We start from the raw sequence: 19,931 nt of genomic DNA on the forward strand, positions 1-19,931 counted from the left end.
CCTATTGCAAACGGACACGCGGATCTGCGATGTGATAGAGCACATCAGACAGTAGCGTTCCAATGACGGTCAGGATGGCGATAAACATGGTAAAGCCCATCAGCAGCGGATAATCACGCAGTGAGAAGGACTGCATATATAACTGGCCGATACCGGGCCAGCTGAATATTTTCTCAATAATCAGTGAACCGCCGAATAAGGACGGCAGCTCGAATCCAATCAGTGTAATTGCAGGTAAAAGAGCATTGCGCAAGGCATGGGTATATAACACTTTGCTTTCTTTTAAACCCTTAGCTCGCGCTGTTCGAATATAATCCTGCTTGATCACATCAATCATGTTGCTGCGGAAGTAACGGGTAAGTGAGCCTACCCCGAGCAGGGTCATGACAATTACAGGCAAGGTCATGTGCTGAATCACCTCTTTGACATAGGCCAGACCGGTGGCATTACTTCCTGTAGTCATCATGCCGCCTGGAGGCAACCATTTTAAGTCAACCGCCAGCAGTTTAATCAAAAACAATCCGATAAAGAAGGATGGCACGGACATGGCTGCAAATATGCCTATCATCACGAAGGTATCGAACCACGAGTACTGCTTATAGGCAGCGATCACACCGATAATAACCGCGATGAACCAGGTCAGGAACGTGGTCACCGCAGCTAACAGGAATGAATTCCAGATATATTCGTTGAACAGCGTGAGTACTGGCTTTTGTTGTGCCAATGAATATCCGAAGTCCCCGTGTACAGCATTTTTCATCCAGATGAGATACCGTTCGATAACGGGCTTGTCCAGTCCATATAATTCGCGCAGTTCGGCCTTGCGCTCAGGACTCAGCTTAATGTTGCTGGAGATGTAATCTCCAGGAGTAAGTGCATACAGGCTGAAAATCAGAACGGAAGCGGCCAGCAAAATAAGAACCATGTATGTCATCCGTTTCACAATGTAAGTGCTCATATCAGGCTCCTTATCAATGCGTCCCCTGCATCTGCGACATCGCAAACACAAGGGACGTTTTGTTTATTTCGGTATGGATGTTTCTTGATTCATACCACCGCTTATTTCAGAGACCATTCCGGCAAGCTGGTTGCAATCCCGCGGTATGGACTGACAGAGAGCCCATCGATCCGACCGTTATAGGCATAGACTGTTTTTTTGTAACTAGTGAAAATGACAGGCAGCTCATCGTTGAGCAACTGGTACAGCTCTTTGTATACTGCCTTGCGCTCCTCAATGTCTGTCGTAGCCAGACCTTTGTTGTAAAGCTCTTTCACTTTGGGATTGTCGTACCCTTTCAGCTCACCATCCACAAATTGCAGTACCCCGTCTGAAGGATCCGTTAGCATCGGTGTGGAGAAGGAAGCCACGTCGTAATCGCCGCCCTCCACTTTGGAGACAAGTGAGTTGAAATCCGCGAAGACTTCAGGCTGGAACTGCACGCCAATCGCCTCGAAGTTTTCTTTGGCTACAGCAATGAAGATATCCGTGGCTGGACTTTTCGTTCCGAGGAAATGCAGGGATAACTTTTTCCCGTTTTTCTCACGGATGCCATCCGTTCCAGTCACCCAGCCTGCGTCGTCCAGCAATTGATTGGCTTTGTCCGGATCATAGCCGTATGGATTAATACCTTCTTCCGTATAAGACCATGAAATAGGTGAAGTCGGGATGTTGGCAACAGCTCCTGCCCCTTGGTTGGCGTCCACATAGATGGACTGTCGATCCAGGCCATAGGTGATGGCTTGCCGCACTTCTTTTTCCTGAAGCTGTTCATGTTCCAGATTGAGCTGTAAATATCCGTATGTACTTGGTGTGTAAGGCAGAAGGTTAAGGTATGGGATATTTTTCAGCTTATCGATATTCTCCTGGGTAGCCGTGAACGAAGTGAAGTCGATCTCTCCGGTCTCAATAAACTGCCAGGTGTCTCCTTCCGATGTTTTATATATGAAGTGCTCGGTTTTCGGTTTGCCCTTGTAGTAGAATTCGTTGGCAACGAATCGAACTTCCTGACCCGGAATGAACTTTTCGAGTTTATAAGGACCATTGCCTACAGGTGTTGCATGAAGATTTTTAATGTATTCAAGCTTGCCGAATTGATAGTCTTTGCCGTAGTAGGCTTTGGACAACACTTCTGAGCCCAATGTAAGCAAAGCAGTTGCGTTAGGCTGTTCCAGCGTGACCGAGATCGTTAACGGATCAATGACCTTAATACCCTCAATATGATCTGCCTTTCCTTCGGTATACGCTTTGCCGCCTTTTACCTTGGTGGAGAAAATATCGAATCCACCGTCATACGACTTGTCATGCAGAATGGTCCATGTAAAAGCAATATCATCTGCGGTGAGCGCGGAGCCGTCACTGAACTTGGAATCTTTTCTCAGATGAAACGTGTATGTACGCTGATCGTCGGACACATCCCAGCTTTCAGCAAGATCAGGAACAGGCAATCCCTTCTCATCTACGGTCACGAGCGAAGCAAAAAGCAATGAAGCAACGTTGCCATCATATCCGCTCTGATGGAAGTACGGTGTGAAAGCCCCGCTGGGATCCGTAAGTCCCACAATCACCGTATCCGTCCGTTTTTTTGCCGTCTCAGGTAATTGATTCAAGTCCGTCGCCTGAAATGGTGCATCCAGTGCTGCTGAAACCGGAGTGGCTTGTGTACCCGGATTCGTTGTCCCGCTTCCAGCAGTAGTGGTCTCTGCTCCCCCACCTCCAGCACATGCCGATAACACAATTGCACTACTGATAATTAACGATGCCACAGATAAACCTTTCACTCTCATAAAATCCTCCCCAATTCATAAATGATCCATATTTTTCTCGCTCAGCCGTTCCTAATTCCCGAAATAATCCAGAATATATATAATTCCTATGAAATTAGTAAGGTATAAGTTCGATAAGCCCTATTATAAGAACCTCATTTGGTTCTGTAAATAGAGAACCACAAAAAAATATTTATATTAAACCCATTAATATCCACTTTAAAGCGATAAAATAGCCGTATGTTTTGCGCGGATTTCCTGAATAAATTTCAGTTCGTCCACAACAAACATACGGCTGCATCAGAGGAATACTTTTTTTCTAAAAACCACATTTTGATAAACGTTATTGCTCCAAATAATTCATGACATTCGGTAAAATTTGCTCCAGTGCATGAAGACGAAGTGAATACTCAACCAGGCTCTCTCCTTCAAAATGAGCATAGACCAACCCTGCTCCACGAAGCTTGGAAAGATGGTCATGAGTAATTCCTTTGGAGAGCTTCAAGTGACGAACAATTTCTATGAACGAACGCGGTCCCTGATGCAGAAAACGCATGATTTTCAATCTATTCTTCTCTCCCAAGCTACGAATCACACGCAAATGATGGGTCGGAATATACTCATGGTCTCCCATATACAATCTGGAGGAATAGTGGCACAGCAGAGTATCCCCAAAATGCAGGATGACATTTAGCGGCTGAAAATGAAATTGTGGTACAAGCAGCAGTCTCTCCAGCCCCTTCATGTCCCGGAACATCAACCCGTTGGTCGCATCGTCGAGTACCTCTTTCTGAGGAGATTGACTTAACTGTTCCTTGCGGTTCAGAACCTCCTGGCGCAGATGTTGTAAGATTATGGGATCAAGCAAGCGAAAATATTGCTCATTCCACCCGGTTAAGACATAGGTCATCTTAGTCTGGAAAGCAGCGATATCATCTGTATACGGGAAGCTGTACTGACTAAAAATGTCATGGAGTTCAGGCACTGTTCGTTGGCTGAACCATTCAATAAAATCCTCCGGCTCCTCGGCTTCCACTTGCAAACAGACAAGCAGATACATCCATTTCCAATCATCATCCACGTTCATATTTTGCAAGACAGCAGCAAGCTCAGGGGTTAGTTGCCCTTCTGTCTCTTGCGCCCAGGCTATAGATAAATCAATCTTTTTATGCGATTTTCGGCAAATATATGTATGCAAACTAGCCATGAATTCAAATACAGGCGTAAATCCAACCTCAATGCGATAGCTCAATCTCAACCTCTCCTATCTTGCAAAGTCGTTCCATTATACCCTGTTTGCAGCCGTGCATGCTACGATTATAGGGTAAACAAAAAGCCGCACAGTGAAATATTCCACCGTACGGCTTCTCAATAGACCGGATCTCCTGTCTCCAAAAATAATACCTTGGATCAGGCTCCTTCGCCTTCAACCATCAGTTCCAGCTTAATGACATTCACACGTGAAATCCGCTTATGTTCGGTCTCTTGAATAACAAAGACATATCCACCATACTCTACCGATTGCCCCACTTCTGGTGGGATGGCCTCTACTCTGGAGTATAACCAGCCGCCAATCGTGTCATAATCCGCCCGGTCCATATCCAGCCCAAAGCGTTCACTAACTTCTTCAATCAGCATGAGGCCGTCAATGGAATATTCCATCTCATCCACTTTCTCAATTGATGGACGCTCTTGGTCAAATTCGTCCTGAATCTCGCCCACAATCTCTTCCATGATGTCTTCAAGCGTTACAAGGCCGGAGGTTCCTCCGTACTCATCAATCAGGATGGCAATCTGTGTCTTGCTACGTTGCATCCGCTTGAGCAGGTCACTGATCGGAGTGGAATCGGGTACTGCGAGAATCGGCCGAATCACCGAGATGGTATCTGTAAGCTGAGATCGCATCAGGTCTTTAATGTGAATAAAACCGATAATATGGTCTTTGTCACCGTTATAAACCGGATAACGGGTACGCATGCTTTCACTGGCGATTTCCAGATTTTCCAGCATGGACTGATTGGCATTCAGGCAGATCATTTCCGTCCGCGGAATCATAATTTCACGGGCGGTTGTTGCCGTAAAATCAAATATATTATCAACAAGTGCCAATTCAGTATTGTCAATTAAACCGCTCTTATTGCTTTCTTTCATCAGAATGCGTATTTCATCTTCACTATGCGCTGAGTCATGCTCCGAGGCCGGTGCCATGCGAAACACTCTCAGCAGGCTGTTCGCCATACCATTCAATGCCCATATAAAGGGATACATTAATTTGTAAAAGAACGTAAGCAACGCCGCAGACCATAACGTGATCGTCTCTGATTTGCGGATGGCCATCGTCTTGGGAGCAAGTTCCCCGAGTACAATATGCAAAATCGTAATAATAACAAAAGCAATCGCAATGGAAATTCCGTGTACGTATACCGGACCCATTCCAAACGCAGTAAACACGGGCTCTAACAGGTGAGCAATCGCTGGCTCTCCTAGCCAACCGAGTCCAAGTGAAGCAAGCGTTATGCCCAATTGACACGCGGATAGATAAGCATCCATGTTGCGTACAATATTGGAAGCATAAATCGCATTTTTATTGCCTGTTTCCACCAAAGCTTCAATCCGGCTACCACGAACTTTGACCATCGCGAATTCTGCCGAGACAAAGAAACCATTCATCAATACAAGCAAAGCAATTAAAAATAAATTTAATATACTCGGTAAGGGGTCACTCAAATTATCATCCTATTCGCCGTCATTCTTCGGCAAATAGGTCCACCTCCTTCGAAAATGTAGGATATTTGCCATTATGCCGCTCATATGCAGTTTCAACTTCCCAATGCGTTCACCTCCACCTTCTTCTGTCGATTAACAAGGATATGCTTCTTTTATTATATAATTCTACACTACACAGTCAATCCGTGTCCTATGACAACGAAATGATGCATACAGGCTATTTCGTTAACAAATGTACCGAATGCGCAGTTTTTTTTACGTTTTACTAACAAATATATGCATCTTCTTGCTTACGGTTTAACTTTTCTCTTACGCTCAGTTAATCATTCAGCGATATACTTCCAAATAGAACAACAATTTTTGATTCCGGAGGTATGTACATTGAAAAGCCATCATGCTATGAAATGGAATGCTCTACTACTCAGCGCGGCTGTTGCGATCACAGCCGTCCCCTGGCAGGTCAACGCTGAACCCGTATCTGCCCAGCAACAGACGGCCCAGGCCGCATTTACCATTTTACCTATCGACCGCGCTCAGATTCTCGCAGGCCAAAAGCTGGATTTCCGGGTTGAGCTGAACGGTGCCAAGCTGAATTCGAAAGACATTAAAATCCAAGTTAATGGCTTGTCACCGGACAAATACTTCGGCAAGTCCGGAACATGGACAACCAGCACCGACCTGAGTACAGAATACACCATACGGGATGTTGCCTTCAAAGAGAGCGATTCCATCGTGGTAACCGCCGAGACAACTGCTACAGGCAAGCGTACATATTCACGGGTCGTATACCAAGTGTTCGATCCTTCCAAAGACACAGCCACACTGACAAACGGTGAGCAAGCCAAAAATGTCGTTCTGATGATCGGCGATGGCATGAGTGCCAATATTCGTACCGCCGCACGTGTTGTATCCAAGGGTATTAACGAAGGCAAATTCAAGGGTTGGCTGGAGATGGAACAAATGGATGCCATGGGTATGGTCACCACGTCTGGCATGGATTCCATCGTCACCGATTCCGCCAATAGTGCTTCCGCTTATGCAACCGGTCACAAAACAGCTGTAAATGCCGAGGGTGTCTACCCCGACAATACACCAGACCCTTTTGACGATCCGAAGGTGGAAAACATCGTTGAGCTGGTGAAACGGACACGTGGCATGGCTACCGGCCTTGTAACGACTGCGGATGTGACAGATGCGACACCTGCTGCGATGGCTGTACATACACGTAAGCGCGGAGAACAAGAAGCGATCGCCGGCATGTATCTGAATGAAGCCAATCGACCGGATGTAATTCTGGGCGGTGGACTGGAGTGGTTCCTTCCAGCAGCTGACGGCGGAAAACGCAAAGATGGACGCAACATTGTGGAGGAGTTCAAAAAAGAAGGATATACCTATGTTACAGATGCAACGAATCTGGACAAGTCTGCCTCTACCAAATCATTGCTTGGATTATTCCGCAAAGGCAACATGAACGTATATTATGACCGGGAGTATACTCAACCTAACAATACAGAAATTGTAGGAAAGGATACAGATCAGCCAACGTTGATGGAAATGACCGACACAGCTCTTCAGGTACTGGAACAGAACAAAAACGGATTTTTCCTGATGGTCGAAGGTGCATCGATTGATAAACAGGCTCACACGATGGATTTTGAACGTTCCGTATGGGATGCAATTGAATTCGATCAAACGGTTGGTCGGGTTAAGGAATATGCGAAGAAACACCCAGATACGCTCGTTATCGTCACATCCGACCATGGTCATTCCCTTACCCTCAACGGAACGTATAACACGGAAGCCGCCAAAGGTAAATCGGGCGATGAACTCCGTGAATTGATCGGCACATATGCTGATTCCAAGTTCCCGACGTATGTGGATGCAAACGGAGATGGCTTCCCTGACAATCCGGATTCCGAGTGGAAGATTGCTGTTGGCTGGGGCAATATGCCGGATAACAATGAGGACTATCTTGCTAATCCGGTACCAATCAGCCCTACCATTCAGGACCCTAACGTGAAGGACAAAACATGGTATATCGCTAACCCGGACAAAGACCCGGACGGTGTTCACTACACGGGTAACCTGCCTCATGATGAAGGCCAGGAAGTCCACACATTCGACGATGTGCCAATCAATGCCTCGGGACCAGGGTCCCGTCTGTTCTCCGGATATCTCGATAATACGGATGTGTTCCGTAAGATGGTAACTGCATTGAAGTTGAATGCGTCCAAGTAGAATAACGGTTGAACTAACAAAAGAGTATCCTAGCTCATGCTCAGGCATGGCGGGATACTCTTTTTTCATAATTTTATGGATAATGAGGATTAGCTAGCACGTTTACTTAACGATTCGCTTTACTGCTTCTACTGATTTTATTCTCTTTCTGATGCCAACTTATTCTCTATAGGATCACTACGTTCCCATTAACGGTGTCCCAGCGCCACGGCGTGTCTTCCCCTTTGCCAATCTGAAGACCGCCAATCCAAGATGTATCATGTCTTAATAGTGCCCAATCTGCTTCTCCGTTCAGCACCTGAATACCGAGTTCGGTCAAAGAGAAGACACCGTGACGGAATTCATCATGATGCTGCTGGAAGTTAGGAAAAGCTTGTACACCGCTTAATTGAAGTAAAGCATGAGGTTCCTCCGTCATTCTCTTCAGATGAGCCCAGTACTCCAGATCACCCATTCCCAAGATATGCAGTTGATCTCCAACATGCTTGAATAATGGATAAGGGCTATCCACGCCCTCTCTTACGGCCTCCAGTGTGGATTGCTCAATTATGCCCAGTCCGTTCGATACAGAAGGCAGACGGGACAGGTGGGCCTTGAATGCAGCATGTGCAAAAGGGAGCACCGATGTATTTTTCAGTAAGTAGTCCTTGTGATCCTGAATGTCAGATGATACATACGCTCCCCAAAACTCGCTACCAGCCTTGATTTCCTCTGCCCCCATCACATGCCAGGTACCTGATAAACGTCCGATCTGTGAGGGTGTAAGTTGCCCAAGTCCCCGAAAATGTTCAATATCTGGATAGGCATCGATGCATAACAGATTCAGCTTTGTATTTTTCAGGTCCTGTTCCTTGAAATAGTGCAGCAAATACGATAACATCGCCTGATCATAGAGGTCATACTCAAACCACAGGACGATCTCTTCGTGCTGATGGAATGACTTAAGCGTCTGCTCAAGTTCCTTAATTTTCAAATATTCAGTCTGTGGGATACCCAAGTGCTGCTCCAAATATTGTGCACGTCCACTTCGATCTTTCTCATTCCTCATATTTCTTGTTATCGGTCCAAATGTATAGAGCTCTCGCCAGACCAGAATTTCACCTTGAATCCCGCTTTGTCTTAATCGATCTGCCGCATGGTCACCATTCATAATGTGAAGCATCCCTTTTCCTCCTTCGTATAGATCACTAAATACTGAAATCACATCCGCCACAGGCAATGAACGTCTGAGCCTGGATCTGGCATCATACAACCGTTTCTTTAGAGCCGGAACATTAACCCCGAGGAATTCCGACATTTCCTTGAGCGAGTAGCCCTGAAAATAAAACAGTTCAACAGCAAGCTGCATGGAAGTAGGCAAAATGGAAATCGAATCTCGCAGGAGACGATGCACCTCTCCTTTTAAAGCCTGTTCTTCAGGGTTATGAGTCTGATCCTCTTCTTGAATAACATCCTGAATCTCCAGGACCGGGACGGTGCCATGCTGCTTACGCCTCATTAGACGGTAACACTGTCTCTCCACGATGACTTTGAACCACCCGGGAAAAGCATCAGGGTTGTCCAGTTTGGACAAATTCGCAAAGGCCTCCGTGAACGCCTCTTGTACTACATCTTCGGCCAGGAATGTATCCCCTAATTTTTGATAGGCTACAGCCAGTGCCATCCCGCGAAATTGCGTCACCAGCTGTTCATATGCCTCGGCTTCGCCCTTGATTGCTCCATCGATCCATATCTTCAATATGTTTTGCTCCTTCCTGTGCGCTTGCTGCTTGATGTATTTATCTTTAAGTGCCCTGATTTGAGAAAAAGGTTACTTCTGCTTATGTTTAATTTTCTATTTGATTATGCTCTTTATCATCATATAGGAAAAGCTGCCCCGTTTGCGGAATAACATCCGCAATCGAGACAGCCTCTGTATGGCCGTATTATATTATGTTCTTTTTTTCCTACAGATTAACGTCTGCTCGGTTGTTGCGGATAGTTTCCGATCACACCTGGATATTGATACAACAACGGCTCATCGAATGTAGCGTAGTCGAAATTGACCATCAGAAGCATGATCCGTTTTCCGCTGTTCGGGTCACTGATGATGATATGGTCACGACCAGCGGCTTCCAGAATGCCTTGGAAAATGCGGGCATTCCACTCTTTGTTACCTTCGTATGTCATGTAGAATGTTCCACATTTGCCCAGGTTAAGCCGTAAAATATTTTCGATGTAGGATTGTTCAAACTGTGGCGCAGTTGTGGTTACAACTCCACCCGTAGGTGTCATTGGAGCACCGCTTGATACGAGCGGAGGTACGCCTGTGGAGCTAGGTGAAACCATGCCTGGTGTTGGGGACATCATCGGCATACCGTTACCGATTTTATATGATGTTCCTTGGACTTGCGAATTGGCCTGTTGGCCCATAACCTGTGTTGGTTGATAAGGCTGGTTAATCATAATGATTCCTCCCAAAATTTAATATACGGTTGGACAGTCTTCGCCTGTCGGACTGAAGAAACAATGCGCCTTGAAGCGGCCTGTATTTTGCTGGTCATACCAGGTTGGCGGACATTCTCCCACCGGACGGAAAAACCACAGGGAGTTGCTGGCTGGCCAGAAGCGTTCACCATTAATGACACGCTGTGCCAAGCGTATTTCCGATTGTCTTGCCCGTTGGTAGAAATATCCCTTTTGCGTAGATTCGAAGCCACCCGGGTTCTGAAACACCATTCGATTAATGTCCCGAATATCACCGAAATCCAAGCAATCGCCGAGCACCCGGTTGACACCCACATTGCCTACAAGCAGCATGCCTTGTTCGCCGTCACCTTCAGCCTCCGCTCTCATCAGTCTAGCGAGCAGCTTGACGTCTTCCGAGTTGGCTTTAATAACAGCCATATCCTGTTTCCTCCCTTGTTGAACCTCTTCATCACCGTATATCGTATTGTGCAGATGCCCATTCGGTGACACGATTTTATCTTTTTTCCATAAAAAAAGCCCGGAACCTCACCCTATGTGAAGTCCCGAGACATAACATTTCCTATATAACCCGCCTATTCAGGGCTTGGCTTGAATCCAGTAATCGTAAGCATGTACGATATTGCCTTTGTAGGCTTTATACTCACTTAACAGATCGGGAAGCAGTGCCAGCTGGCGTTCCATTTCCGCTGCTCCCTTATCATAAAATGAAATATGTCTACCTTCAAAATTCTCTTTCATCTCCACCGAGATCAACAGTGGTTTACCCAAACGATCCGCAATTTTCATTTCCTGACTGACGACGTCGGCAATTCCATTGGAGCCTTCAGCGATGTTACGGAATGCCATCAGAGATATGTGATCCAGCGTTGTGATCATGTATTCACTGACAGACATGTCTCTTCCTGGTAACGGGAACGTATCTAGCCAAACGGCCAGATCGGCACTCGTTTCGAGATCGCTGTCCTTTTTCGTCTCTTCATGGAAATAAGCAATATTGGCAGCCCATTCGGTCAGCAGCGTATCCCGATCATTTTCCCATTCAGGTAAGGTGTATGGTTCAATATCGAGATGGATTCCCTTAAAACGTTCATCCGGTTCAGATTCGGCGTTATAATTTTTCACATAATCGATCAAGCGCTGTATCCGTGACCGATTTTCCTTTTTACCCCAGATTGGATGGCCGCCCATGGCATGAACCTCAATACCTTGAGCCTGTGCGCGTTTCACAAAACTGCGATAACTGGAGTACGGTTGATCCAAATCAAGCCGGACGTATAACCAATTGATGTTTTGCTCTTTGGCGAACTCCAGAATGTGATCTCCACCGTCATTCGTAACTTGAGAAGCCTGCCAGATATAGGTTCCCCGGATTTCCGGTTGATTGGATGGATTCTCCGGTAATGGTACTTCCTCTGGCTCCAGCTGCCCCCAGTACACGATGTCATGCACAGCTGAACCTGCGTAGGAAGCATGATCCGTGAATGCAGATGCCACTTCCTTTATGACACTCTCCAATTGCGCAGCGCCTTTGCCAGCAAACGTCGTGAACTCTTCCCCAGGCATAGGCTTGGTATTTACCCCAACGGTAATAGAACCATTTCTGGCGTCCGCCCATATCATTTCCTGTTCTACCAAACGTATAATTCCATTGTTTCCTTGCGCGCTGTCACGGTAAGCGAGCAGCGTAATATGATCAAATTGTCCGATAAACCAGTGTGACAACGACTCGTTATCCGCATCGTCAGTAGTTCTGCTGCCCGTTACAGTATAAGAATCGAGCCAAAAAGGCAAGTCGACATTCACTTCAACCGCCCCAGCCTGCTTCACCTGTTCCAGCAAGAGCTTCATATTGACAACCCAGGATTGGACCAGCGGCTTAGCATCTTCTTTCCACTGTGGCAATACATAAGGTTTGATATCCAGGTGAATAGCGTCAAATCGCTCTTCCGGCTTTGCAGCGAGGTTATAATTACTTACCCAGGATGCCAGCTTGAGCATTGGACCTTCACGACCACTCACTGCCCATGACGGATCTCCGCCAAGAGCTTCAACTGCAATTCCAGCCTTGCTGGCTTTGGATATAAACGTATGATAGACATCCTCTGACAGATTCATATCCACATTCACATACAGTCTGTTAATCTTATGTTTAGCTGCATTGTCCAGCAGCTCGTTTCCTCCATCACTGACAGACTTGGCCTGCCATACCCAGGCTGCTCTTATATCTGCGTCAGCCTCAGCAGTGGATTCAAAGCCTGTCATTATAATCCCTCCAATCAGCAGTAATAGCCAAAACACTTTCCGGGATGAGTTCCCGAACATATTCTCCCTCCATTCCTGTACTGTGGTAAAATCACATTTATTATAGCAACCGAGTTACCAAAAACAAATAAGCCCAAGTGCTTAACTTGGGCTTATTTCTGCTATGTTTTCAAAAGTTTACAATTGACCGGAGAAATCCCGGTACTAGTCCTCATATATCATTTTTCGGGTCATGCCCCCGTCAATAATCAGGTTGGTCCCTGTGACAAAGGTATTGCTCGGATCGGACAAATATAAACAAGCGCGGGAGATATCCGAAGGAACACCTACACGCCCTGCCGGGTGCTGTTCATGGTCCTCTGGCTTCAATTTCTCCACATTTCCTGTCTCAATCCATCCCGGACTGATACAATTGACCCGAATTTTGTCTTTACCCAAGGATACGGCCATCGCATGTGTCAACGCCACGATAGCTCCCTTGGACGCAGCATAAGCCTCTGTTTCTGGCTCTGACATCAACGCACGTGTTGAGGCCATGTTCACAATTGCTCCACCATTTTCGTTGTGCTTCATATGTTTGGCCGCTTCCCGGCTTGCGAGAAAGCAACTTCGCACATTGGTATTGAGTATATCGTCCCACTCTTCCAGCGTTAGGTCATAGGGAGACTTCCATCTGGATACACCCGCATTGTTTATGAGCACATCAATCTGTTTGAATTCATCCATTGTCGTTTGAATGAGGTTTGTTATATCCTTCTCTTGACGTACATCACACTGGACAAAGATGGCTTCTCCGCCTTCATTGCGAATCGAAGCTGCCGCAGCAGCCCCTTCCGCTTCCTGATAGTCGGCAAGTACGACTTTAGCCCCTGCAACCGCATAGGCCTCAGCTACACTTCGACCGATTCCTTGGGCTGCTCCCGTCACAACCACAACTTGATCTGTAAATGACATCATCATTTCCTCCTCTATTGGGATGGTCCATTCATTACATAAGCCTACATCAACTCACCGAATATGGACCATAAATTGAATAAAGTCTCTTCTTATATAAAAACACGTTAGCCCCATTAAGAAACGCTTGTCCATAAAAGAAATTAAAAAAAGCTTACGCCACTTTGGCGCAAGCCAGCCGGTTTATCCGCGTACACGCTCTGAATACAAACGATTGTAGCGTTCAAAGCCTACATAACGCGTTCCCTTGAAAGAGAGTCGACCTTCATCTCCCTCGGCGCACAAGCCGTACTCATCACCATTCACTTTGAATTCGAGACGATCCCCGCTCTCCACTTCAAATGTGATGTAATAAAGCGTACGGGCTGTACTTCCTGGTTCGGAGTGCGACTGACTCATCTGCATTCTCCTGCTGGTAATACGGGAAGGTACGGTAAGCAGAGGCTCTGAGTTATTGCGACCCCATCTCCATACTTCTTTCCCTACCGACAGAAGAACAATACCTATAATCAGGACAAATACTACCGGAAAGACGGTTCCAAAAAAATCAAACATCCAGGATGATTCAATGCCCATGTCTCTCCCTCCGTTCATCAAACCTAGGACAGCCGGAGTCTTGACCCGTCTTCAGTAATATATATGCACGATAACACGGAACTTGTTATTCGGATCCAAATCCAATATGTATTAACATATCAATGCTGATCTTCCTAATGAATTCCTTGGCACCAACTGGGATAGCGCCTTGATGAATGAACGTTATCCCAGTTGAAGTACCTATCCCCTCTCTATGCTAATTGAGTAATAACCAGATGTGCCGATACAGGTCTTGTTCCGCCGGCAAGGGGGGGCATGGTTAGTGCCGTTGATTCTCCAGCTGGATTTCGTACAGTCAGTATGGAGTTAATTACTGTTGTTTGCACGATAGCCATCCCAGGCATTTGCGTTGTACCTGTTGCCCGACCGATTACGGTATAGGCGAGATCAGCGCCATTGAGTGTCAATATAAGTTGCCCAGCCTCGTTCATACTTCCTTGAAACAATACAAGATAGGAGCCTATTGCTGCTAGATTAAATGAGCTAGGTCCGGTACGAGTAATTGTAGTCCCGCTTGTAGGCCCATCTTGCGGAAAACTTACATCCGTGCCCGGAGCAACCGTTGCAGCATTGTCTGGAGGCATCAGCGCAAAGAAATCAGCAAATCCCAGAACGCCTCCGACTGCACCTGTAGCTCCAGTAACACCCGTTACTCCTGTGACGCCTGCTGGACCTGCAACACCAGCTGCGCCTGTCGCTCCGGTAGGCCCCGCTGGACCTGCCACTCCTGCAGTACCCGTGGCTCCGGTGGCACCTGCTGGACCTGCCAATCCTGCAGCACCTGTCACTCCGGTAGGCCCCGCTGGACCCGCCACTCCTGCAACACCCGTGGCTCCCGTGGCACCTGCTGGACCTGCAACACCAGCTGCGCCCGTGGCCCCAGTCGCACCGGGAAAGCCTTGCGGTCCAATAGCGCCAGCTGGGCCAGGCACACCCTGAGGTCCTTGTGGACCCACAAGTCCTTGTTCCCCAGGAATACCCTGCACGCCCATCGGTCCGGCTGGACCAGCCAGCCCCTGTGGACCCATGGCTCCCGCTGGTCCAGGTTGACCTTGAGGTCCTTGTGGACCTGGAGGGCCTCCGGCCGGACCCTGAGCTCCAGCTGGTCCTTGCACCCCTTGCTGTCCTTGAATTCCCTGTGCGCCCTGAGTACCTTGTGGTCCTGTTGGACCAGTGACCGTAGGCGTAATAATTTTCACTTTAGGCGGCGGACATTTTACCTGAACTAATTTTTTAGTCACCTTCACTTTGCAATTTTTTCTTTTAGATTTGCAGGGATATACCGTTACCTTTTTCCTCTTAGATCGCTTCTTCTCTTCTGAACTGCTCATCGTGTGGACACCTCCCTATAGACATAGTTTAACGTACGTATGTGGTTAGTTTGGTGTATGGACGAAAAACCATATTCAACTAAACTACAACCTATATTTAGGAAAAAGAGGCTATTAACATCGTAGATTAGCCCGATTATAGATGACTAAAATTAAAAAAAGGCTCTGATCGTAATAGTATATAGTTTTGATTTATTATGTTTTGGCCAATTATGTATCTTTCTCTTATAAATCTCTTTCGTGATTTTGATTCCATAATCAAGAGGAAATCCGCTCAAAAAAGAAACATCCCCGCTTGGAGATGTTTCCTAACAATCGGACTGTCATATTCAGAACATTTGACACTTTTTCTATGAGTCTAAGCGTACATCAGATCCATGAATCCGCGAGTGACTTCTTCACCATCCGCTTGCTCCGGTTCATCTGCCTGTGCGTGCTTCGCCATGCAGGCTTTGACTTCTTCCTCAGTGGTACAACGGTTGGCATCATCACATGTGTAGCATAATTGGAGCATGTATCTGGTTAACTCGTCCGCCTGCGTGAATTGAGCTTGTTCATTCGTTCTCATGTTCATCACTCCCATCTCTTCTTGAATTCAATATAACATCATTTGAAGGGATTTATTGTGATTTAATTCACAAAGTAATTAAAATGAAAAGAAACCCGTAGGTTCCCTTTCTTAAGACGTTTTATTCGAACTCAATTATAGTACTTTCCAACGCACACCGCCGTCTACGGTTTGCAGCAACAGTGATCTTTTGGCATCTGTATTTTCGACCAAAATCCAGCCTAGTTTCGAAGAAACCATTTGGAGCTTGACGATCTCAGGGTACTCTTTAAGAATGTTTTCCAGTACTTCACTTGTAGGAAGTGCTTTCCAAGTCTTGCCGGCATCTTTCGTGTAATAAGTCTTGCCTTTCTGCATGACCCAGCCTTCCAAGGGATTTAGAAATGTAGGAGTCAGACCGCGATTGATTCCGGTTTGTTTATTCAGACTGAACGTTGATAACTGCCAGCTCTCTCCGCCATTTGTTGTGAAAAACCCGTTGAATTTGGTGCTTTCCCCTTGAGAACAGGATATTGACATCCAGGCAGTTTGAGCTTCCCGTCCAAAAAACTGTGGCGAGCTGATGTTAAAATTACCACATCCGTTAAATTTGTTTCGGTCAAAGAATGACGGGCCCGACTTCCAATGTTGGCCACCGTCCGCTGTAACGTACAATTTCGGCGTACCGAACTCTAGAGCGGTCAAGAACCCGTGATCCGAGTCCGAGAACGTCATCCCAGTTGAATAACCCCGTGTAGGGATCTCTGCAGATGCTGGTTTACCATCTTCGTCACTCGAAGTCATCTGATTCCAGGTAATACCGCCATCTTCGGTAAGATACAATTTCTTGTCTTGCTTGCCAATGGAAGTATCCACTGTTGTCAGTATCCAGCCTTTCTCAGGAGAAACAAATGTAATGGCCGTCACTTTATCCGTCTTCGATAAGGAGGACAGACTCCAACTCGCTCCACCATTATTCGTGCGCAGCACCATCGTATCTGTTCCACCCATTCCTTCACGAACAATCCATCCATGTGTACTATCTACAAAATAAATGCTTTGTCCATATTGCGGATTAGCCGGAAACTGAACATTTTCCGAAGGTGAGATGTTGGTCCAGGTACTTCCCTGATCCTGAGTATAATACAGACGCAGGGCGTTCCGCGTCACTCCCCACGCTAATCCACCGTTACCATTAAGCAACTGGAAATCGGTTAAACGGGTCTGAATTTGATATTTGGCTGTATCCGAAGCTTGTGTACTGTTTGCGGGGGGAACAACAGTTAAGGTCTGGCCCATATTCCCGTTATCTTCTTGCTCCTGCGGCGGCTCTGCCACCGGGGTCTCTCCCGAATCGGTGCAAGCCGCCAGCAGAGCAGCTATACCGATAGACAGCAATGCTGTCTGCGCGATTTTGATCCATTGCGAACGCAAGTGGTTTCCACCTCTCTCATCCAATAAGCAGGCGCGCATGCCTGTCCATTCATGTTGTTTTTACGATTCATCTGAATCCACTGCTCCTATTCTAACACAAACGATGTCGAAAAGGTTCATCTCCACTCTCTGGAAGCAGACAGCGATCATTTTACTGCATCTGTTTCTTGTATAAAACATAAACCAGGTTTTCGACGAAATCCTCCGTAAAAAGACATGAAATGTGAAAAAGTTTATAGACATGGCTCGCTTTTCGCACGCTTATCCCTTAATATGGATGGAAGTATACCCCAAAAAGGAGAGGATATGAAAATGGTAAACAGTGCAGCGCTCAAACCAAGTCGTGTCGTTATTGTAGGCATGGGTGCGGTGGGAACAACAACGGGATACACGCTGATGTTAAGACAGCGTTCGTCCGAGTTGGTATTTGTGGATGTGAATCATGATAAGGCTACCGGCGAAATGCTGGATATGAACCACGGTCTCCCATTTACTGGAGGCGTTAAAGTATGGGCAGGCGATTACTCCGACTGCAAAGACGCAGACATCATTATTATTACTGCAGGTGCTTCCCAAAAACCAGGAGAGACTCGCATTGATCTACTGAAGAAAAATGCGAGCATTTTCAAAGAGATCATTGAACGTATAACTGAGGTTAATTCCCATGGTATTCTTTTGATTGCAACGAACCCTGTAGATATTTTGTCCTATACTTCTTGGAAACAAAGCGGTTGGCCCGCTTCACGCGTAATTGGTTCTGGTACTTTGCTGGACAGCGCACGTTTCCGTTACCTTATTGGTAAAAACAAAGGAATTGATCCACGCAGTATTCACGCTCATATTATCGGGGAGCATGGCGATTCAGAAGTACCGGTATGGAGTCTCGCCAACGTTGCAGGAACGAATCTGGATCTGGATGAAGAAACACAACAAGATATCTTCGACCGGACCAAAAATGCAGCTTATGAGATTATTAATGCCAAAGGTGCCACTTCCTATGCAATTGCGCTCGCTTTGGACCGTATTGTAGCTGCCATTCTGGGCAATGAAGGCTCCGTACTGAACGTTTCCACATTGCTGGAAGATTACAATGGCGTATCCGATGTATATCTGGGTGTTCCATGTGTAGTTGATCGCAACGGTGTGCGCGAGATTTTGCCACTTCCTTTGAATGAGACGGAGAAAGTCGCTTTCCAAGCCTCTGCTAACAAATTGAAGGAACAGATTGCCGGACTGGAGTAAATCCAATTCCAGGCCTGTGACTAATCACGTTATTTAATGAGTAAATAGCGTTAAGGTTGTATAACCGAAGGACCACCTGTATCTTCATTGCCAAGATGCGAGTGGTCCTTTGGTCTTATTAATAGCTTACACTGTTGTATATCGTTAAGTTTCAATTGAAGGTCAATGTCTGGGTAGTATATCACCCTATTTCATATGGAAAAGAAAAGTAAACATTGATTTCAATTTAAGTTTACATAATAATTATTCTGTAACAATAAAAAGGGAATTATTTTGTAATTTCAGATCGCCTCTCATTTTCCATTAAAAGTATTAATAATCCACTCCATCAAAATGCAAAAAAAACCTGTCGTTTTGGACAGGCTTCTCTATCATTACTTTCTTCTATTATATAAACAAAGCTTATCTTTTACATATCAGCCACAAACGCGGGAAGTTTTACATCCAGCAAGGCCATCGCTTCCTCCTTCTCCCGGCTAGTCACGTGGGTGTAAACTGTGGTGGTTTGAATGGAGGAATGACCCAGCAACTCCTGAACCGTTCGCAGATCTGCTCCACGTCTAAGCATCATGGTCGCGAAGGAGTGACGCAGTTTATGACTGGAATAGTGCACACGCTGATTGGAGGCTGATTCCTGCTGAAAACGTTCAAAGGTTTCAGTCGATATAAGCTGAATACTGCGTATCGACAATCGTTTCCCCTTTTGCGAAACGAATAATGCCTCTTCCTTCGCCCGCCATGGATCCAGCCGCTCCTGAAGAGCCTGGGATAACAGTTCGGCAACGGTCTCAGGCACAGGCAGTTTACGCCATTTCCGCCCCTTACCGAATACGTCCAGCGTGCGCCGTTCCGCATTATAGTCTTTGCAGTTCAAGGCATGAACCTCTCCAACCCGCAATCCCATGTATCCCATGAGCAGAAAAATAGCCAGGTTTCGTGTACGATACTTGCCTTCGACCGATTGCAAAAATCGTTCCAAACCGCTTTCATCAAGGAAGACGGGGGCACGATTTTGCTCGGTTTTGGATTTCTTGATTCCAAAAGCAGGGTTATTGGTCACCAATTCAAGCTCAATCAATGACTTATAAAAACAGTTCACCGCAGCGTGTTTCCGATTACGCGTCGAGTCACTTACCCCTCGTTCCCGAGCTCGGGACAAGAAGGATAACACATGAAGTTTTTTGACCTGCTCCAGTGACTTTCCATGAATAGAGACGAGAAATTCAGCAACGTCACCTGTGTATGATTTTACCGTATGTCCCGTGTAGCCCGCATCTTTCATCCATATATGAAAAGCTTCAAGCTCATCGGCGTATTGCTCCTGAATCTCTTCGGTCATCATCTGTGTTCGTCACCACACTTCTATT

General features: G+C 46.3%; 16 protein-coding genes. 2 read left to right on the forward strand and 14 right to left on the reverse strand.

Features of this window, described 5'->3' with window-relative positions:
* Position 1: 1 nt before the first annotated feature.
* From gpAD87_RS10780 to gpAD87_RS10795, 4 genes are all read right to left on the reverse strand, one after another.
* A complete protein-coding gene (locus gpAD87_RS10780) occupies positions 2-958 on the reverse strand; it encodes an ABC transporter permease (RefSeq protein WP_064638220.1) in 957 nt (318 codons plus the stop codon).
* Between the two features lie 101 nt (positions 959-1,059).
* A complete protein-coding gene (locus gpAD87_RS10785) occupies positions 1,060-2,784 on the reverse strand; it encodes an ABC transporter substrate-binding protein (protein WP_064638222.1) in 1,725 nt (574 codons plus the stop codon).
* A gap of 322 nt (positions 2,785-3,106) precedes the next feature.
* Positions 3,107-4,015 (reverse strand): ArsR/SmtB family transcription factor, encoded by a 909-nt coding sequence (locus gpAD87_RS10790; RefSeq protein ID WP_231952509.1) that lies wholly within the window; start codon positions 4,013-4,015, stop codon positions 3,107-3,109.
* Between the two features lie 158 nt (positions 4,016-4,173).
* A complete protein-coding gene (locus tag gpAD87_RS10795) occupies positions 4,174-5,490 on the reverse strand; it encodes a hemolysin family protein (RefSeq protein WP_064638226.1) in 1,317 nt (438 codons plus the stop codon).
* A gap of 381 nt (positions 5,491-5,871) precedes the next feature.
* Here gpAD87_RS10795 and gpAD87_RS10800 point away from each other — a divergent pair, with 381 nt between their 5' ends.
* Positions 5,872-7,728, forward strand: a complete 1,857-nt coding sequence (locus tag gpAD87_RS10800; protein WP_197521402.1) for an alkaline phosphatase — start codon at positions 5,872-5,874, stop codon at positions 7,726-7,728.
* A 166-nt stretch (positions 7,729-7,894) separates the two neighbouring features.
* Here the strand turns inward: gpAD87_RS10800 and gpAD87_RS10805 are convergent, their stop codons facing one another.
* From gpAD87_RS10805 to gpAD87_RS10845, 9 genes are all read right to left on the reverse strand, one after another.
* Positions 7,895-9,466 (reverse strand): sigma-70 family RNA polymerase sigma factor, encoded by a 1,572-nt coding sequence (locus gpAD87_RS10805; protein WP_064638229.1) that lies wholly within the window; start codon positions 9,464-9,466, stop codon positions 7,895-7,897.
* A gap of 215 nt (positions 9,467-9,681) precedes the next feature.
* Positions 9,682-10,173, reverse strand: coding sequence for a spore coat protein GerQ (gene gerQ / locus gpAD87_RS10810; RefSeq protein ID WP_063563951.1), 492 nt, complete (start codon positions 10,171-10,173; stop codon positions 9,682-9,684).
* An 18-nt stretch (positions 10,174-10,191) separates the two neighbouring features.
* Entirely contained in the window at positions 10,192-10,614 is a 423-nt protein-coding gene (locus gpAD87_RS10815) for a cell wall hydrolase (protein WP_063563952.1), read from the reverse strand.
* Between the two features lie 159 nt (positions 10,615-10,773).
* Complete coding sequence (locus tag gpAD87_RS10820; protein WP_231952510.1) at positions 10,774-12,459, reverse strand: hypothetical protein; 1,686 nt, start codon at positions 12,457-12,459, stop codon at positions 10,774-10,776.
* A gap of 204 nt (positions 12,460-12,663) precedes the next feature.
* Positions 12,664-13,413 carry an SDR family NAD(P)-dependent oxidoreductase gene (locus gpAD87_RS10825; RefSeq protein WP_063563954.1) on the reverse strand — a complete coding sequence of 250 codons (750 nt, stop codon included), beginning with the start codon at positions 13,411-13,413 and terminating at the stop codon, positions 12,664-12,666.
* 183 nt (positions 13,414-13,596) lie between these two features.
* A complete protein-coding gene (locus gpAD87_RS10830; protein ID WP_062319566.1) occupies positions 13,597-13,989 on the reverse strand; it encodes a DUF2500 domain-containing protein in 393 nt (130 codons plus the stop codon).
* Between the two features lie 212 nt (positions 13,990-14,201).
* Complete coding sequence (locus gpAD87_RS10835) at positions 14,202-15,251, reverse strand: collagen-like protein (RefSeq protein WP_231952511.1); 1,050 nt, start codon at positions 15,249-15,251, stop codon at positions 14,202-14,204.
* Positions 15,252-15,699: 448 nt separating this feature from the next.
* Positions 15,700-15,909, reverse strand: coding sequence for a hypothetical protein (locus gpAD87_RS10840; RefSeq protein ID WP_063564961.1), 210 nt, complete (start codon positions 15,907-15,909; stop codon positions 15,700-15,702).
* A 135-nt stretch (positions 15,910-16,044) separates the two neighbouring features.
* Positions 16,045-17,322 carry a VPS10 domain-containing protein gene (locus gpAD87_RS10845; RefSeq protein WP_064638236.1) on the reverse strand — a complete coding sequence of 426 codons (1,278 nt, stop codon included), beginning with the start codon at positions 17,320-17,322 and terminating at the stop codon, positions 16,045-16,047.
* Between the two features lie 312 nt (positions 17,323-17,634).
* On the opposite strand from gpAD87_RS10845, the gene gpAD87_RS10850 reads away from it, so the two are divergent.
* The gene (locus gpAD87_RS10850; protein WP_063564963.1) at positions 17,635-18,564 is read left to right on the forward strand and encodes an L-lactate dehydrogenase; all 930 of its coding nucleotides are present in this window, start codon (positions 17,635-17,637) and stop codon (positions 18,562-18,564) included.
* A gap of 409 nt (positions 18,565-18,973) precedes the next feature.
* On the opposite strand, the gene gpAD87_RS10855 is transcribed toward gpAD87_RS10850, so the two are convergent.
* Positions 18,974-19,906: a tyrosine-type recombinase/integrase gene (locus tag gpAD87_RS10855; protein WP_064638238.1), complete on the reverse strand. Its 933-nt coding sequence runs from the start codon at positions 19,904-19,906 to the stop codon at positions 18,974-18,976.
* Between the last annotated feature and the right edge of the window lie 25 nt (positions 19,907-19,931).

Source organism: Paenibacillus sp. AD87, from assembly GCF_001659845.1.
Classification (GTDB): domain Bacteria; phylum Bacillota; class Bacilli; order Paenibacillales; family Paenibacillaceae; genus Paenibacillus; species Paenibacillus marchantiae.

Coding starts and splice junctions, on each gene's coding strand:
- gpAD87_RS10780 (WP_064638220.1), bottom strand. CDS start 958: ATGAGCACTTACATTGTGAAACGGATGACATACATGGTTCTTATTTTG.
- gpAD87_RS10785 (WP_064638222.1), bottom strand. CDS start 2,784: ATGAGAGTGAAAGGTTTATCTGTGGCATCGTTAATTATCAGTAGTGCA.
- gerQ (WP_063563951.1), bottom strand. CDS start 10,173: ATGATTAACCAGCCTTATCAACCAACACAGGTTATGGGCCAACAGGCC.
- gpAD87_RS10815 (WP_063563952.1), bottom strand. CDS start 10,614: ATGGCTGTTATTAAAGCCAACTCGGAAGACGTCAAGCTGCTCGCTAGA.
- gpAD87_RS10820 (WP_231952510.1), bottom strand. CDS start 12,459: ATGACAGGCTTTGAATCCACTGCTGAGGCTGACGCAGATATAAGAGCA.
- gpAD87_RS10825 (WP_063563954.1), bottom strand. CDS start 13,413: ATGTCATTTACAGATCAAGTTGTGGTTGTGACGGGAGCAGCCCAAGGA.
- gpAD87_RS10830 (WP_062319566.1), bottom strand. CDS start 13,989: ATGGGCATTGAATCATCCTGGATGTTTGATTTTTTTGGAACCGTCTTT.
- gpAD87_RS10840 (WP_063564961.1), bottom strand. CDS start 15,909: ATGAGAACGAATGAACAAGCTCAATTCACGCAGGCGGACGAGTTAACC.
- gpAD87_RS10850 (WP_063564963.1), top strand. CDS start 17,635: ATGGTAAACAGTGCAGCGCTCAAACCAAGTCGTGTCGTTATTGTAGGC.
- gpAD87_RS10855 (WP_064638238.1), bottom strand. CDS start 19,906: ATGATGACCGAAGAGATTCAGGAGCAATACGCCGATGAGCTTGAAGCT.